This is a genomic window from Rhodococcus sp. G6(2025) (assembly GCF_058628105.1).
This window is the reverse complement of record NZ_CP179750.1, coordinates 1374093-1391015: the sequence shown is the minus strand read 5'-3', so window position 1 is coordinate 1391015 and position 16923 is coordinate 1374093. Positions and strand designations below refer to the sequence as shown.

Annotated in this window: 13 protein-coding genes; 2 read left to right on the top strand and 11 right to left on the bottom strand. The window is 68.2% G+C overall.

Annotation, left to right across the window (positions count from 1 at the left end; translation table 11 throughout):
- Positions 1-24: 24 nt before the first annotated feature.
- The 7 genes from ACLIVD_RS06630 to ACLIVD_RS06600 all read right to left on the bottom strand — a co-directional run bounded on the left by ACLIVD_RS06630 (position 25) and on the right by ACLIVD_RS06600 (position 10169).
- Positions 25-3783: an ABC transporter ATP-binding protein gene (locus ACLIVD_RS06630; protein WP_491932146.1), complete on the bottom strand. Its 3759-nt coding sequence runs from the start codon at positions 3781-3783 to the stop codon at positions 25-27.
- Positions 3780-5141 carry an LLM class flavin-dependent oxidoreductase gene (locus ACLIVD_RS06625; protein ID WP_477953901.1) on the bottom strand — a complete coding sequence of 454 codons (1362 nt, stop codon included), beginning with the start codon at positions 5139-5141 and terminating at the stop codon, positions 3780-3782. Before ACLIVD_RS06625 ends, ACLIVD_RS06630 begins: the two co-directional genes overlap by 4 nt.
- 12 nt (positions 5142-5153) lie before the next feature.
- Complete coding sequence (locus tag ACLIVD_RS06620; RefSeq protein WP_283351497.1) at positions 5154-5888, bottom strand: ABC transporter ATP-binding protein; 735 nt, start codon at positions 5886-5888, stop codon at positions 5154-5156.
- Complete coding sequence (locus ACLIVD_RS06615) at positions 5864-6721, bottom strand: ABC transporter permease (RefSeq protein WP_283330724.1); 858 nt, start codon at positions 6719-6721, stop codon at positions 5864-5866. Before ACLIVD_RS06615 ends, ACLIVD_RS06620 begins: the two co-directional genes overlap by 25 nt.
- Positions 6718-7785 (bottom strand): ABC transporter substrate-binding protein, encoded by a 1068-nt coding sequence (locus ACLIVD_RS06610; RefSeq protein WP_283330723.1) that lies wholly within the window; start codon positions 7783-7785, stop codon positions 6718-6720. Before ACLIVD_RS06610 ends, ACLIVD_RS06615 begins: the two co-directional genes overlap by 4 nt.
- Before the next feature lie 290 nt (positions 7786-8075).
- Positions 8076-9287: an ROK family transcriptional regulator gene (locus tag ACLIVD_RS06605; RefSeq protein ID WP_283351496.1), complete on the bottom strand. Its 1212-nt coding sequence runs from the start codon at positions 9285-9287 to the stop codon at positions 8076-8078.
- Positions 9288-9434: 147 nt separating this feature from the next.
- On the bottom strand, positions 9435-10169 hold the full coding sequence (locus ACLIVD_RS06600) for an LppU/SCO3897 family protein (protein WP_283330721.1): 735 nt from the start codon (positions 10167-10169) through the stop codon (positions 9435-9437).
- Positions 10170-10343: 174 nt separating this feature from the next.
- Here ACLIVD_RS06600 and ACLIVD_RS06595 point away from each other — a divergent pair, with 174 nt between their 5' ends.
- Positions 10344-12023: a DNA repair helicase XPB gene (locus ACLIVD_RS06595; protein WP_009477999.1), complete on the top strand. Its 1680-nt coding sequence runs from the start codon at positions 10344-10346 to the stop codon at positions 12021-12023.
- A 37-nt stretch (positions 12024-12060) separates the two neighbouring features.
- Positions 12061-12729 (top strand): DUF3239 domain-containing protein, encoded by a 669-nt coding sequence (locus ACLIVD_RS06590; RefSeq protein WP_271210701.1) that lies wholly within the window; start codon positions 12061-12063, stop codon positions 12727-12729.
- A gap of 7 nt (positions 12730-12736) precedes the next feature.
- On the opposite strand, the gene ACLIVD_RS06585 is transcribed toward ACLIVD_RS06590, so the two are convergent.
- From ACLIVD_RS06585 to ACLIVD_RS06570, 4 genes are read right to left on the bottom strand one after another with little or no spacing between them, the layout of a single operon-like run.
- Positions 12737-13300, bottom strand: a complete 564-nt coding sequence (locus tag ACLIVD_RS06585; RefSeq protein ID WP_283330720.1) for a GNAT family N-acetyltransferase — start codon at positions 13298-13300, stop codon at positions 12737-12739.
- A gap of 36 nt (positions 13301-13336) precedes the next feature.
- The gene (locus tag ACLIVD_RS06580) at positions 13337-14326 is read right to left on the bottom strand and encodes an LLM class F420-dependent oxidoreductase (protein WP_283330719.1); all 990 of its coding nucleotides are present in this window, start codon (positions 14324-14326) and stop codon (positions 13337-13339) included.
- A 13-nt stretch (positions 14327-14339) separates the two neighbouring features.
- The gene (locus ACLIVD_RS06575; protein WP_283330718.1) at positions 14340-15566 is read right to left on the bottom strand and encodes an MFS transporter; all 1227 of its coding nucleotides are present in this window, start codon (positions 15564-15566) and stop codon (positions 14340-14342) included.
- Entirely contained in the window at positions 15563-16906 is a 1344-nt protein-coding gene (locus tag ACLIVD_RS06570) for an LLM class flavin-dependent oxidoreductase (protein WP_009477994.1), read from the bottom strand. Before ACLIVD_RS06570 ends, ACLIVD_RS06575 begins: the two co-directional genes overlap by 4 nt.
- Positions 16907-16923 lie beyond the last annotated feature (17 nt).

Below are 16923 nucleotides of genomic sequence, written 5' to 3'. Positions count from 1 at the left end.
TGAGTACTTATTAACCACCCGCGGTTAATAAGTACTCACGGGCGGCGAAGCCGCATAGGCGTCCCAGAGTTCCCGGTAGACACCGCCCCGGTCGAGCAGCTCGTCGTGCGTTCCGACTTCCGCGACCCGTCCGCCGTCGAGGACCACCACCCGGTCGGCTCGCGCCGCAGTGCTCAACCGGTGCGCCACGACGACGGTGGTGCGCCGCCGGGACAGGTTCTCGGTTGCGAGCCGGACGCGGTCCTCGGTGGCCAGGTCCAGTGACGCCGTGGCCTCGTCCAGCAGCAGGATGTCGGGGTCCACCAGTTCGGCGCGGGCGAGTGCCAGCAACTGGCGTTGTCCGGCCGACAGGTTGCGCCCGTGCTCCCCGATCGGCTGCAGGTATCCGAGGGCGAGGCCGGACACCATCTCGTGGGCCCCGACGGCTCGGCTGGCGGCCTCGACCTCCGCGTCGGTCGCGTCCGGGCGCCCGTAGGCGACGGCGTCGCGGGCGGTGGCGCCGAACAGGTGCGGCTCCTGCGGTACGACTCCGAGTCGCTGCCGGAACGACGCGAGGTCGAGTGACCGGGTGTCGATACCGTCGACGCGCACCGCACCCTGCGTGGGGTCGTAGAACCGGGCGAGCAGCTTGAGCACCGTCGACTTGCCCGCGCCGGTTTGACCGACGAGGGCAACCGTTTCGCCCGGTTCGATGCGAAGCGCCACCCCTCGCAGCGCCTCTCCCTTGCCGGATTCGTACGCGAAGTGGACGTCGTCGAACACGATGCCGCCCTGGAGGCGGTCGAGGACGATCGGATCGCCCGCCTGGGGCGTGGTGGTCGGTGTCCTCATCAGCCCCCGCAGTCGACCGAGTCCGATCACCGCCTGCTGGTAGCCGTCGAACACCTGCGAAAGCTGTTGTACGGGGGCGAAGAACAGTTCGACGTAAAGCACGAAGGCGATCAGGGTGCCGACGGTGAGGGTTCCGCCGTGGATCCGTGCCGTCCCTGCCGCGAGCACCAGCCCGGTCGCGACCACCGACAGGAACTCGACGAACGGAAAGTACAGGGCCATGTACCGCTGGGCCCGTAGCCGCGACTCCCGGAAGTCCCAGGCCCGCCGGGCGAACTGGGCCGCGTTGTAATCCTCGCGCCGAAATGCCTGGGTGACGCGGATATTCGTCACGTTCTCCTGCAGGTAGGCGTTGACTATCCCGACGCGATCACGCGCCTCCGCGTAGGCGGGCACGGACTTTCGGCGGAACACCACCGTGGCCGCGACGAGGACGGGCACCACGAGGACCAGCACGAGGGCCAGTTCCGCGTCGATCACCAGGAGTGCCACCAGCACACCGGAAATCGTCAACCCGCTCACCACCGCCGTCGCCAGACCTGTCTGCAGGAAGTTGGACAGGCTGTCGACATCGGTGGTCATGCGTGTCATGATCCGGCCGGCCAGTTCTCGCTCGTAGTACTGCAACCCGAGCCGCTGCAGCTGCGCGAACGTCTTGACCCGCAACGTGTACAGCAGCCGTTCGCCCGTCCGCCCGGTCACCCGCGCCTGGGCGATGTTGACGGCCCAGTCCAGCAGCACCACCAGAATGGTCGCGGCCGCCGCGAGGAGCAGCAGGTCGCGGGCGCCTTGCAGCACTCCCCGGTCCACCCCGGTACGGACGAGCACCGGCACCGCGATCTGAGCGACGGCGTCCAGCCCGACGAGCGCCAAGCCTGCGACCAGCGGCAGGAGGAGCGGACGCAGCAGTGAGCGGAGTCCGAACGCCGGGTCGGCGGCCCGGGCCTCGTCCGCGGCGACGTCGGGGTCTCCCGTGAGTGGCGGCAGGTCGTCGAGCCGAGCCATTACTTCGGGGCTGGGCGGCGCCGACGAGAGGATGCCGCCCGACGCGCCTCCGCGCGACGGCCCACTGGCACCCGCGGCTGCGGTCGCGAAAGCCGCTGCGGCTCTGGCATCGAACACCCCGGAAGCCTCGTCGCCGTCCTCCCGGCGCCACAGTTCGGCGGTGACACCGTCGACGTCCGGTGGCTCGTTCGACGTGTCCGGAGCGGTCACGTCGTCCGCGCTCGACAGCAGCGCACGGAACAGGGGGCACCGCTCGTCGAGTTCGGCGCTCGTGCCCACATCGACGATGCGCCCGTGCGCCAGGACCGCGATGCGGTCGGCCAACGCGAGCGTCGACCGGCGATGCGCAATGATCAGCGTGGTCCGTTCGCTGGTCGCGACGCACAGTTCGTGGTGGATGGCGGCCTCGACGCGGGCGTCGACCGCCGATGTCGCGTCGTCGAGCACCAGGATCCGCGGATCGGTCACCAATGCCCGGGCGAGGGCGATCCGCTGCCGCTGCCCACCCGACAACGTCACCCCCTGCTCCCCCACGGCGGTGTCGAGGCCGTCCGGCAGTGCGTCGACGAATTCCTCCGCCTGCACCACGCGGAGCGCCTCACGCACCAGTGCCTCGTCGGCATCCGGCCGGCCGTAGGACACGTTGGCGCGGATCGTTTCGGACATCAGGTAGCTGTCTTCGAAGACGACGCCGAGCGCGGAGCGCAGCGAGTCGAGCGACAGCCGGCGGGTGTCGATCCCCCCGACGGTGACCGCACCCGCGTCGACGTCGTACAACCGCGGAACAAGCATGGCCAGAGTCGATTTCCCTGATCCGGCCGCGCCGACCACCGCCACCGTCTCGCCGGGTGCGATCCGCAGGGACAGTCCGTCGAGGAGGCGATTCGACGGGTCGTATCCGAAGGCCACCTCGTCGAACACCACCTCGAGGGGACCGCGCGGCAAGTCCACGGCGCCGGGTGGGGTCGTGACGGCGGGGGCGTTGTCGATCACCTCGCGGACGCGCTCGACGCTGGCCCGGCCCTGTTGGCTCACGGTCAGCAGCGTGGCGAGCTGACGCACGGGCGAGGCGAACGACGCCAGGTACGTGGTGAAGGCGACGAACGTGCCGAGCGACAGCGTGCCGTGCAGCGCCAGCCATCCTCCGAGTGCCAGGACGAGTGCCTGCCCCAGCATCGGGACCGCCTGCAGTGCAGGGTTGTACCGGCTGGTCAGCCGTGCGACGCGCAGCCGGGAACGGAAGAGGTCCCCTGCCCGCTTCTCGAGGTCTTCGAGTTCGCGGCTTTCCTGGCCGAATCCCTTGACGACGCGCACCCCCGTGACGGCGGCTTCGACTCCCCCGGCCACGATCGCCGCCTGTTCCTGGGCATGCCAATTGGCGGGGAACAGGTCGACGCGGCTGCGCATCGAGATGAACCACAACGCAGGCAGGACGGCCAGGGCGACCAGGGTGAGGATCGGCGACAGCACGGCCATCACGGCCAGGGAGATCGCGAACATCAGCAGGTTCCCTGCCATGTGCGGCAGTAACTGCAGGAGCATCTGGATCAGCGTGATGTCCGAGATCGACCGGCTGACCACCTGCCCGGTCTGCAGACCGTCCTGCTTGACGCCGTCCAGCCGCAGTAGGGACCGGAAGGCGTCGCCCCGCAGGTCGTACTGCACTCCGAGGGACAGCTGCCCGGAGCGGTACCGTCGCGTGTACGCGGCGGCGAAACGGAGCGATGCGAGGGCGATGAGCACCGCGATCCACGGCGCCAGTGCGTGATTCGTGTCGACTGCGGCATTGTCGATCACGTGCCGGACGGCCAGCGGAATGGTGGCGGTGGCGGCGGCCGCCACGGCCGCCGCCCCGTACGCGAGAACGAGATTGCGGCGTTGGCGCAGACAGTATCCGAACAGGTACCGCAGCCAGCCGGCGTTCCCCTCCGAGTCTCCCGTCGTCACTGCGCAGACACCAGCGTGGAATCCTTCTCGACCGCAAACTGATTGGCGGGTCGCGGCAAACCGTAGTGCCCGCGCAGTGTGGTCTCGGTGTAGTCGGTGCGGAAGAGTCCGCGTTCCTGCAGAATCGGGACCACGGAGTCGACGAACTTCTCCAACCCGGACGGAAGGACCGCGGGCATGATGTTGAAACCGTCTGCGGCGCCGTTCCGGAACCAGTACTCGATCGTGTCGGCCACCTGAAGCGGGGTGCCCGCGAACGTGCGGTGACCGCGACCACCACCGAGTCGCCCGATCAGCTGCCGGACGGTGAGCTTCTCGCGGCGGGCGAGGTCCACGATCAGCGTGTACCGGCTCTTTGCACCCTCGATCTCGTCCTCGGACGGTAAGTCCTCGGGAAGTTCCTCGTCGAGCGGGAGCTGCTCCGGTTCGAGATTGAACCGCTGCGCCAGCTGCTTGCGGGCGTATTCCGGCGAGATCAACCTCTCCAGTTCGGCCTCGAGCTCGCGGGCCTCCTCTTCGGTGTCAGCGATGACCGGCACGATGCCGGGCAGGATCAGTACCTGCTCGGGGTCCCGGCCCACTTTCGCGACACGGTCCTTGACGTCCGCGTAGAACGCCTTCCCCTCGTCGAGAGTGGGCTGGGCGGTGAAGATGGCCTCCGAGTACCGGGCGGCGAAATCCTTTCCGTCCTCGGACGACCCGGCCTGCACGAGCAGGGGATATCCCTGCGGCGACCGCGGCACGTTGAGGGGTCCCCGCACCGTGAAGAACCGGCCCTCGTGTTCGATGACGTGCACCTTGGCGGAGTCGGCATGGATCGCGACCTCCTTGTCCGCGACGATGGCGTCGTCCTCCCAGCTGTCCCACAGCTTGGTGGACACCTCCACGAACTCCGCGGCCCGCTCGTACCGGCTCCGGTGCGCGGGGGTGTCGTCGAGACCGAAGTTCTGCGCCGCATCGGCGCCGGCCGTGGTGACGATGTTCCAGCCGGCGCGTCCACCGCTGACGAAGTCGAGGGACGCGAACCGCCGCGCCAAGTTGTACGGCTCGTTGTAGCTGGTCGACGCGGTCGCGATCAGGCCGATCTTCTCGGTGGCCGCGGAGATCGCCGTGAGGATGATCGTCGGCTCCAGCTTGCCGCTCGGCCTGCGTTCCGGATTGCTGAACAGCACCGGGCTGTCGGCGAGGAACACCGAGTCGAATTTTCCCCGTTCGGCGGTCTGCGCCAACGAGATGTAGTGCTTGATATCGAGATTGGCGTTCGGATCGCTCTCGGGCAGGCGCCAGGCGGCCTCGTGGTGTCCGATCGCCATCAGGAATGCGTTGAGATGCAGTCGGCGCTGGGGTGACGAACTCATGGTGTAACTCCCTTACTGTGCCGCTACCTCGACGCCGAGGGCGCCGAGCAGCGTGTTGCGAAACTCGTGGAACTTGCTGTCGCCGAGCGCTCTCGGCTTCGGGATGTCGATGCTCTCGTCGACGACGATCTGCCCGCGGTCGAGAACGAGCACCCGGTCGGCGAGCGCGATCGCTTCGTCGACGTCGTGTGTGACGAGCAGGACGGTCGGGCGGTGGCGGCGGATCAACTCCTGCAGGAGGGCGTGCATCTTGATCCGGGTCAGCGCGTCGAGAGCGCCGAAGGGCTCGTCGGCCAGGAACAGTTGGGGCTCGCGGACCAGCGCTCGGGCCAGCGCCACCCGCTGCTGTTCACCGCCGGACAGTTCGCTGGGCCACGCCTTCTCCCGGCCCGCGAGCCCGACTTCCGCGAGCGCCGACGTTCCCTTGCTCGTGCCGGTGCGGCCCAGTCCGAGCGTCACGTTGTCCAGCACCCTCAGCCACGGCAGCAGTCGTGAGTCCTGGAATGCCACCGACACCTCCTCGGGCACCGTGAGGGTTCCGCCGCGGCCCTCGACGTCGTAGTCGAGACCGGCGAGCGCGCGGAGCAGCGTGCTCTTGCCCGACCCGCTCTTTCCTAGCAGGGCCACGAACTGCCCGTCGGGAATGTCGAGGTCCAGGCGGTCGAGTACGGTCTTGTCGCCGAATCCGCGGACGAGGGATCGCACCTGCACGGCGGCGGGTTCTAGGCGGCGAGCGTCTTGCGCCATGACAGCGACCGCCTTTCGATGTAGCGGAGGACGGAGTCGGACAGGAGACCGAAGATGCCGTAGACCGCGAGCCCCACGAGAATCACGTCGGACTGTCCGTAGTTCTGTGCGTTGTACATCATCTTTCCCAAACCGGTCACCGCGTTGATTCCCTCGACGACGATGAGAGTGAGCCAGGCACCGGTCACCGAGAGGCGCAGTCCCAGAAAGAATCCCGGCATCGCACCAGGCAGTACCACCTTGCGGATGAACGTGGCCCGGGACAACCCGAGGACCTCGGCGAGTTCGACGTATCGGTTGTCGATCGACGTCAACGAGTTGTGCGTCTGGATGTACATGTGGACGACGACACCGAGCGCGATGATCACGATCTTGAACGTCTCGCCGATGCCGAGCCAGAGGATCAGCAGTGGGATGAGGCCGAGCGTCGGGATGGCGCGTTTGAGCTGGATCGGCCCGTCGATCAGGGCGTCACCGGAACGTGTCAGACCGGCGACGACGGCCAGGGCCGTCCCGATCACCACGCCGAATGCGAAACCGATGGCGGCGCGGCTCAACGACGCGAGGACGTGTTCCTGCAGGACGCCGGTGGAGATCAGGTCGACGGCCGTGGTGACCACGGTCCACGGCGCGGACAGCTTTCGCGCGTCGATGACGCCGGTCAGACTTCCCACTGCCCACACCGCGAGGAGGAGCAGGACACCGGCCAGCCGGGAGAACGGAAACGCCTTACGCAGCCCGAGTCGGCGGATCTGCCGATCGGCGACGCCGAGCCTCGGGGCCTCGGGGGCGACACTGCGTGCCGGTGCCGGCGCGGAGAGAGTGCTGGTCATCGCTGCACACCGCCCCGGTACTCGGCCGGAACAGCGTCGGCGGCGATCGTCTCGAATCGCCGGTCGAACAACTCGTTGGCATCGAACTCACTGAAGTAGCCTGCATCGGAGAGCAATTGGACGGTGTCCTGCGTCCACTCGACTGCGGCGTCCCAGTTGGCGGGGTAGACCGGGCGCTGCCCGACGGAGGCGACGATGCGCTTGCCGTCCTCGGCCGATACCTGTTCGCTCTCCACGTAGTACTTCTGGATCCAGGCGTCCTGGTTCTCCCACGCCCAGATCTCCCCGCGGGCCCAGAACGGAATGAACGCTTTGATCGCCGCGGCCTTGGCCGGGTCCTGGAGAACTTCCACCGGTGCCCAGAGCACGGTGAGCGCGTCCACGGCGTCGGTGGCCAGCGCCTTGGCTCCGTCCGGCCCGTACTGGTTCAGGTACTTCGTCACCGTCGGCTCCGACAGCGGCGCGACGTCCACCTGCTTCGACTGCAGCGCGGTGAGGAACTGCGGGCTGGGGAGTTCGACGAGCTGGACGTCCTTCGTGGTCAGACCCTGCGCCTTCAGCGTTCGCAGGATCACCACACCCTGCGCCTGCCCGGGTGAGAACGCAATCTTCTTGCCCCGCAGGTCCGGCAGTTCCGTGATGTCCGAGCCGGGAGCGGTGGCCAGCCGGTACTGCGGCTGTTCCTTCTCCCGGACCGCGACGATCTTCGCGTCGAGCCCGGTGGCGTGCGCCTGGATCGGCGGGATCGCGGCGTTGGTGGCCAGATCGACCGCGTTGCCCCGGAAGGCCTGGATCACGTCGGGACCGGCACTGACGTCCGGCCAGTCCGACACGGTGAACGGGAGGTCCGCGAGCTGGCCGGTCGCCTCGAGCTGCAGCCGGGTGGTCTTGATCGACACGCTGAGCGAGGTTCCGTCCGGAACCTGATCGGGGACAGCGTCATCGAGTGACAATCCGCCGGAGGAACCGGAAGAGCAGGACGCGAGCCCGAGCGCCACGACGCCGGCGAAGGCGACGCGCGTGAGGCGCCGATACCCGGGGGAAGACACGAGTGAACTGGACATGATTGATCCTTCGAAGGATGTGATCTCCGGTCGGGCACACCGGACGCGGTCGTCGAGTGCCACAGAGGAGCGAAGAGGAAGAACGGAAAGGTGTTTCGAGCGTCCGCCGAAGTCAGCGGGGAGGCGTCAGATGCGACCCGGTCGCGTGCGGCGACAACAGGACTCGGAGCGACACGAGGATGTACGCACACTGTCCGCCATGGTGGTGTTCACACCAATATCCTTGCGATCCAGCGCAATCGACGTCAACATTGCTTCCCACCGAATTAACTCGGGGCCTGTGATACATGTCACGATATGCCGGCCAACGGCCGCACGAAGCTGGTGAGAGGCGCCCGGTAGAGCTCCGCGAGGATCACGGAACCGGCGGATACCGGCAGTGCCCGCCCCGGAAAACTGGTGGACAGCACCGACCGTGACGGGTCGTCACATGTCGCCGACGACTCCCCGACTGCTCGCCGAACCGTGTCGAGAGTGCCCGGAATCTGGCTCACACCTTGGTCGCAGACGATCAGGACCTCCGGATTGAACAGATCGAGCAGCCGGGCAGCCACCACCCCCACGCCGTGCGCCCGTTCCTCGAACAGTGCCAAAGCCGCCGGCTGCCGACGTCGACCCGCGTCGAGGAGGTCGCCGAAAATCGGCCGCTCGATGATGCCGAGTTGCATCGCCCTGCGCACCAGCACCCGATCCGACAGGGTGGCCTGCACGCATCCGGTACGCCCGCAGGCGCACTCCTCGACGCTGTTCTCGACGGGCACGTGCGCCACCGCGCCTGCCGCCGCGCGCGGTCCGTGGTGGACCACGCCTCCGGTCGCGAACGCGGCGTCCACCACGTTCCCGACGAAGAGCTGCACCACACTGTCCCGTGCCCTCGGCTCCCCGAACAACACCTCCGCGTCGATGAGGGCGCGCGCGTGCGAATCCATCCGCACGTCCAGACCCGTGCGGTGCTCGAGATCCGCCCGGACCGGGTACCCGTTCCACCCGGGGATCGGATGCTCACGCACCACACCCGATTCCGAGTCGATCCAGCCACCGGCCGCGAATCCGACGCCGATCGGGACAGACACGTCACCGTGTCGGGCGGCCAGCCCCTCGAGGGTCGTCACGGCGTTCCGCAGGATCTCGGCCGGTCCGAGCCCGAAGTGCGGATCACGGGATCGGGCCAGCACCTGCCCGCGCAGGTCGAGCAACGCGGTGGTCACGTGGGTCATCGCCAGGTGGATGCCGTAGACCACGAAGCGGGTGTCGTCGAGGTCCACCGGGACGTGTGGCCGTCCCAGACCGGTGGGACCCGAGATCTCCGGCAGTTCCCGCAGCAGACCGCGTTCGACGAGCTGCGCACTGGCGGTGGTCACCGTCGCGGGTGAGAGTCCGGTGACTCGCGCGATCGTGCTGCGCGCGATCGGCCCGTGGTCGAGGACGGTGCGCAGCACCGTGCCCGCGCTGGCGCCGGAACGGCCGGCACCACGCCGGGTGTCGGGCTCGGTTCGCGCCATCGTTCCCACCTTCCCCGCGCGCAGTGATTTCGGTTGATCTCGAACGCTATCGAAGGGGAACGTGCAGTTCAACGGACTCGATTCCCGTGAATTTAACTCCCTGTGAGTACTTGTTAACCACGGGCGGTTAATAAGTACTCACGGGGGCTAGCCACCCAGATTGACCTCGATGCAGTACGTGCGCTCGGGTTCGGAGAACGCGATGGGAAATGCGTTGTCGAACTCGCTGCACAGGGTTTCGTCGTTCTGGCCGTCCGCGCGTCTCACGACCTTGACGGTCTGCATGTCGGTGCAGTCGGACGGCACGATCCGGCCGTCGTCCTCGAGTAGGTAGCAGGAGTCCTCGAGCATGTTCGGAACGAGGCAGAGCGTGGTCTGCACGTCCTCGTCCTCGCTCACGAGGGTGTACGAGAAGTAGTCCTCCGCGCACTGGACGTCGCCGTCGTTCTTCTGCGCCACCTCGTACGTGGCCTCGCTGTCGGAGCAGTCCCGCTTCTCGTGTGAGGTGTCGGCCGCGGTCGTCGACGCGGACTCGAAGAAGAGGCAGTCGCCGACGTCGAGAGCGTTCTTGTCGGCGCTCTTCACGGCGAACACAGCGAACGCGGCGATAGCGGCGAGGATCACGACGGCGACGACGCCGAGGGTGATGAACAGCCCCTTCCGCGATTTCTTCGGCGGCTGCCCGTACTGGCCGGGCGGGTACTGGCCGGGCTGCTGCCCGTACTGGCCGGGCGGATACTGGCCGGGTTGCTGCGCGTACTGCCCCTGCGGGTACGGCTGCTGCGGGTACTGACCCTGCGGGTACGGTTGCTGCGGGTTGTTCGGCGGTTCGCCGGGGACGTTCGGATCGGGACGGTTGGGGTCGTCGGGGGGCTGGGTCATCGCGAGCCTCGTCTCTGGGTCGATCCATCCGGCTGTCCCTCAATTTAGGCCCCGACCGCCCCGGATGTGCAGGTATCGGGCCGCGTCGAAGGCCGCGACGTGGCGCGGTGTCGCTCAGATCAGGACAATGGACAGGCTGGCTACATCCGGCACCGCATTTTCGAGGAGGCTTCCGTGACCGACGGACCGTTGATCGTCCAATCCGACAAGACCCTGCTGTTGGAGGTCGATCACGAACGCGCGAACGACGCCCGTCAGGCGATCGCGCCGTTCGCGGAACTCGAGCGCGCGCCCGAACACGTCCACACCTACCGGATCACCCCGCTGGCCCTGTGGAACGCGCGCGCCGCCGGACACGACGCCGAGCAGGTGGTCGATGCACTGGTCAACTTCTCCCGGTACGCGGTGCCCCAGCCGCTGCTGGTCGACATCGTCGACACGATGGCCCGGTACGGGCGCCTGCAGCTGGTGAAGAACCCGGCCCACGGTCTGACGCTGGTCAGCCTGGACCGCGCGGTCCTCACCGAGGTGACCCGGCACAAGAAGATCGCCCCGATGCTCGGTGCGCGCGTCGACGACGACACGGTGGTGGTTCACCCGAGCGAGCGCGGTCGTCTCAAGCAGTTGCTGCTCAAGGTCGGCTGGCCGGCGGAGGACCTCGCCGGGTACGTGGACGGCGAGGCGCACGCCATCGACCTGGACTTCGACGGCACGTCCCCCGGGTCCGCGGACGGCACGTGGCACCTGCGCGACTATCAGGAGATGGCCGCCGACTCGTTCTGGGCGGGCGGGTCCGGTGTCGTCGTCCTGCCGTGTGGTGCGGGTAAGACGATGGTCGGTGCGGCGGCGATGGCCAAGGCGAAGGCCACCACGTTGATCCTGGTGACGAACACGGTCGCGGGACGGCAGTGGAAGCGTGAGCTGATCGCGCGCACGTCGCTCACCGAGGAGGAGATCGGCGAGTACTCGGGCGAGCGCAAGGAGATCCGTCCGGTCACGATCGCCACGTACCAGGTGATCACCCGGCGCACCAAGGGCGAATACAAGCATCTGGAGCTCTTCGATTCCCGCGACTGGGGTCTCGTGATCTACGACGAGGTGCACCTCCTGCCCGCCCCGGTGTTCCGCATGACCGCCGACCTGCAGTCCCGTCGACGCCTCGGCCTCACCGCCACCCTGGTGCGCGAGGACGGCCGTGAGGGCGACGTGTTCTCGCTGATCGGACCCAAGCGGTACGACGCGCCGTGGAAGGACATCGAGGCGCAGGGGTGGATCGCGCCCGCCGACTGCGTCGAGGTGCGGGTGACGCTGACGGACGCCGAACGGATGTCGTACGCGGTCGCCGAACCCGACGAGCGGTACAAGCTGTGTTCCACCGCGCACACCAAGATCGCGGTGGTGAAGTCGATCCTGGAACGGCACACCGATGCACCGACGTTGATCATCGGCGCGTACCTCGACCAGCTCGACGAACTGGGTGAGGCGTTGAACGCCCCGGTCATCAAGGGGTCGACCAAGAACAAGGAGCGCGAGGAGCTGTTCGACCGTTTCCGGGCGGGCGAGATCCAGACGCTGGTCGTCAGCAAGGTCGCGAACTTCTCGATCGACCTGCCGGAAGCGTCTGTCGCCGTTCAGGTTTCGGGTACGTTCGGTTCTCGCCAGGAGGAGGCTCAGCGTCTGGGCCGCCTGCTGCGACCCAAGCACGACGGCGGCCAGGCCCACTTCTACTCGGTGGTGGCACGCGACACGCTCGACGCCGAGTACGCCGCCCACCGGCAGCGCTTCCTCGCCGAGCAGGGGTACGCGTACCGGATCACCGACGCCGACGATCTGCTGGGCCCCGCCATCGGGTGACCGCCTGCCACCGGACCGGGGCCTCTAAGCTGGGGCCGTGCGACATTTCGAGTTCACCGTCGACCGGCCCTACGCGAAGTCTGTCAACCAGACGTTCGCCGACATGCGACGCCTGCAGGTGTCGGCGATCGTGGTGGCTCTGCTGTTCGCGGCCGCCGCTGCCGGTCTGATCCTGCTCGCCCACCCCTGGTCGATCATCCTCGGTGTCGTCGTGGCGATCGCCGCACTGACGTCCGTGTGGGTGGCGTTCTGGGTGCCGAAGAAGGTCGGCAGCATCGAGGAGTTGTACGCGAAGAGCCCGCTGGTGCCTGCCGTCGTCTCGGAGGTCCATCCCCGCGCGGTCACCCTGCTGTCGCTGATCGACGTCGCGAAGCCCTCCGCGGGCCGGGCGTCGTACGCCCTCGTCACTCGCAACGTTCCGATCCGGACCGGTCAGAAGCAGAGGGTGGGCGACAGGGTGCCGTCCGTCGCACTCCTGAACGACCGCAGCACCCGCAACGACGCCGCCACGTGGGAGATGGTCAGCCCGATGCCGATCGCGTGGGGCACCCGCGACGCGGCGGTGCGTTCCCGCGCGGAAGACGCCATCGATCAGGTCGAATGGGATTTCCTGCAGAGCCGGATCCCCGAGTCCGAGCACATCCGGACCAGCCCCGAGCAGCGAGTCGCGGTGTCCGAGCACGACCTTCCGGAGGGCCTGCGCTGATCGGCAACTAGTCGGGCCAGCCTTCGGCCGGTTGCCGCGGGTCGCCGGCGAGCAGGGCGGCCACCCACGAAGCGCGCCGGACGCCGCGCTGCACGAGCCCGGCGCGCTGGACGCCCTCGAACCGGAAGCCCACCCGGCGGGCGACCGCCGCCGAGTCGAGATTGCCGACGAACGCGCGCCATTCGATGCGTTCGAGCCCCATACCGTCCGGCCGAAACGCGAAATCGCACACCAGGTTCACCGCGGTCGTCATGAGGCCCCGCGACCGTGCCGCCGGCGACAGCCAGTATCCGATCTCCGCCGCCGTCACATCCCGCGCCATCAGACCGATCATCCCCAGCACGGGACCGTCCTCGCGTTCGCGCAGCGCCCACGTGGGACTGCGGTCGGCCCAGCCGGACGGCACCGTCTGCCGCACGAACTGCTCGGCGTCCGAGCGGCCGTACGGCGCGGGCATCGTCGTCCACTCGGCGATCGACGCGTCGCTGCATGCCGCGCAGATCTCGTCGACGTCGGTGACGACCGGCGGGCTCAGCCACAGCGTGTCGGCGGCGAGGGTGACGACGAACATGCCCGCCACTCTATGCCCGGTGAGGCGGCCTATGGATCAACGCAGCGCGGGCAGCACTTCCTTCTCGAACAGTTCGATGCCCGACGTGTCGTACGCGGCTTCGGGGAAGTAGAAGATGCCGTAGGACATGCCCTGCTCCTTCAGCGCCGACAGTTTCTCGACGATCTGCTCCGGCGTTCCCACACCGGGCATTCCGCGGAAGGCTCCCAGGGCACCCTCGGCGGCGTCGGCGCCGACGTGGGGGGTGAGCCGGTCCTTCAGGGTGAGCAACCGCTGCTCGACCTCCGCCTCGGTGGTGCCGATCGCGACGTTGTAGTTGGCCGAGCGGGTGATGGCGTCGAAGTCGGTGCCGACGGTGTCGCAGTGCTTCCGCAGGATCTCGGACTTCTGCGCGAAGCCCTCGGGTGTGCCGTCGAAGTTGGTGTACTGCGCGTACTTTGCCGCGATCTTCAACGTCACCTTCTCGCCGCCACCGGCGATCCACAGCGGGATGCCGCCTTCCTGCAACGGAAGTGGGCGGACGATGGCACCGTCGACCTGGTAGTGCTTGCCTTCGAGGGTCGCGATGCCGTTGGCCCAGGCCTGACGCATGATCTGCACGCCCTCGTCGAGGCGACCGAGACGCACACCGGCAGAGGGGAATCCGTATCCGTATGCCCGCCACTCGTGCTCGTACCAGCCGCCGCCGATACCCATCTCGACGCGTCCGCCCGAGATGAGGTCGGTGGTGGCGGCGACCTTCGCGAGGTAAGCCGGGTTGCGGTAGCTCATCGCCGTACACATCTGGCCGAGACGCACCCGCGAGGTGACCGCCGCGAACGCGGACATGAGGGTCCACGCCTCGTGCGTGGCCTCCTCCGTCGGTGCCGGGACGGTATGGAAGTGGTCGTAGACCCACAGGGAATCCCAGGACGAACCCTGATCGGCGCGCAACGCGAAGTCGCGCATCACCGACCACTGATCCGCGGGATCGATTCCGACGAGATCCAGACGCCAACCTTGAGGAACGAACAATCCGAAGCGCATGAAACGAATGTACCTATGCTTCCTGTTTTTCGAGCGGTAAGGAATCGGGCTCCGGCGGGGTCGGCGGTGGCCACGGGGAATAGACCGGGATGAACCGGAACAGGAGGCCGGCGCCGACCAGCGCCGCTCCCCCGATCGCGGCGACGGCGGCCCCGAGCGGGACGACCGCGGCGAGCGCGCCGACGCCGAAGGGTCCGGCGAACATGCCGGTGTCGTGGGTGAGCCGCCAGGCGGCGAGGAATTCGGCGCGGGTCGCCGGTGGGGCGATGTCGGCGCCGAGCGTCATGATCACACCGTTGCCGAGCCCGTTGCCGATGCCCATCACGACGGCGACGACCCCGATCGACAGGAGATCGTGCGAGAACGGCAACGCCAGGTAGGACACCCCGATCACCAGAAGCGACGGCACCGCGATGAACCGGCGACCGTACCGGTCCATGAAGTGTCCGGCCGGATACGAGCACAGCAGATCGACGGCCGCTCCGACCCCGAAGACGAGACTGACCTGGGCGGCGTCGAGTCCGAGATGGGCAGCCCACAGCGGCAGCACCGCCTCCCGCGAGGCGCGGGCCGCACCCATCAGGAGCGACCCGGCGCCGAGCGTGGCCAGCAGCTTCCGGTGCCGGCGCAGAATCGACGGCAGCGTCGCGTGGGTACCGGCGGTGCCTGCGTGGCGCCGCGGCGGGTCGGGGACCCTCGACATCAGCCACCCGGACAGGACGACGCCGACGAACTGCACCATGAATCCGCCCCGGGCGCCGACCACCAGGATCACGGCGGCGCCGAGCAGCGGTCCCACGAAGAAGCCGAGCCGCCACATCGCCGCGAACGACGACATCGCCCGGGCCCGCAGCCCGATCGGCACGGCGTCGGCCAGGTAGCTCTGGCGGGCCAGCCCCCACACGGCGTTGGCGAGCCCGGTCAGCAGTGCCCCCACACCCAGCATCCAGGGTGTCTGCGCGAGCAGACAGACCAGCACTCCGGCGGCGCCGACGGTACTGCCGCCGATGATGGACCGCCGCTCCCCGAACCTGGCGACGATCCGGCCTGCGGGCAGGTCGCCCAGGACGGCGCCGAGCCCGACGACCGCGACGATCAGCCCGGACACGGCCACGGACGCACCCAGTTCGCGGGCCGTCAGTGCCATGACCGGGGCGGCGGCCCCCTGGCCGATGCCGAAGATCGCGGCGGGAACGAAGACGGTGGTGACGAGAGGTTTCAGACCGGTCTCGCCGCTCATGCGCTCGCTTCGTCGACCGCGCCCGCGAACCGGTTACCGACGTCCGTGAGACCGTAGTGACCGCGCAGGGTGGTCGCGGTGTACTCCGTCCGGAACAGTCCGCGCTGCTGCAGGATCGGGACGACACGGTCGACGAAGTCGTCCAGTCCGCCGGGCAGGTAGGGCGGCATGATGTTGAAACCGTCGGCCGCGCCCTGCTCGAACCACGTCTGCAGCTCGTCGGCGACCTGTTCGGGGGTCCCGGCGAACGTGCGGTGCCCACGTCCGCCGCCGAGCAGCCCGATCAGCTGCCGGACGGTGAGCGAACCGTCCGCCGCGAGGTCCTTCACCAGCTGGTAGCGGCTCTTGTTGCCCTGGATCTCGTCCAGCGGCGGAAGCGGCGGAAGCGGGGCGTCGAGGGAATGCTTGGTGAGGTCGACACCGAGCATCGTGGACAGCTGACGCAGCGAGTACTCGGGCGAGATCAGGTCGGTGAACGACTGCTCGAGCGCCTTCGCCTCCTCCTCGGTGTCCGCGATGAACGGCACGATGCCGGGCAGCACCTTCAGGTCGCCCGCATTGCGGCCGTGCTTGACGACACGCGCCTTGAGGTCGCGGTAGAACTCCTGACCCTGTTCCAGGGTGCGCTGCGCGGTGAACACGGCCTCGGCGTACCGCGCGGCGAACTCCTTGCCGCTCTCGGACGAGCCGGCCTGCACCAGCAGCGGCCGCCCCTGGGCGGACCTCGGCGAGTTGAGCGGGCCCTTGACCCGGAACCGCGGTCCGTCGTGGTCGATGGTGTGAACCTTGCCGGGGTCGGCGAACACGCCGGTCTCCGGGTCGAGCACCACCGCGCCGTCCTCCCAGCTGTCCCACAGGGCGAGCGTGACGTCGACGAATTCCTCTGCGCGCTCGTACCGTCCGCTGTGTGCGGGGATGCCGTCGACGCCGAAGTTCGCAGCCTCGTCCGCACCGGCCGAGGTCACGATGTTCCACCCCGCCCGGCCGCCGCTGATGTGGTCGAGCGACGTGAACTTGCGCGCCAGGTTGTACGGGTCGGAGTAACTCGTGGACGCGGTGGCAATCAGTCCCACGTGTTCGGTGGCGACGGCGATCGCCGACAGCAACGTGACGGGCTCGAAGATCGCCTGGGTGTTGTGCTTGATCCGCGGTCCGACGGCGAGACCGTCCGCGAAGAACACCGAATCGAGCTTGCCCCGCTCCGCGATCCGGCCGAGTTCCTGGAAGTGTGCGACGTCCAGAACGCGGTGCGCCTCGGTGCGGGGATGGCGCCACGCCGCCTCGTGATGTCCCACACCCATGAGAAAGGCGTTGAGGTGGAACTGGGAATCCTGTGACATGTGGAGTTTCTTTTCCG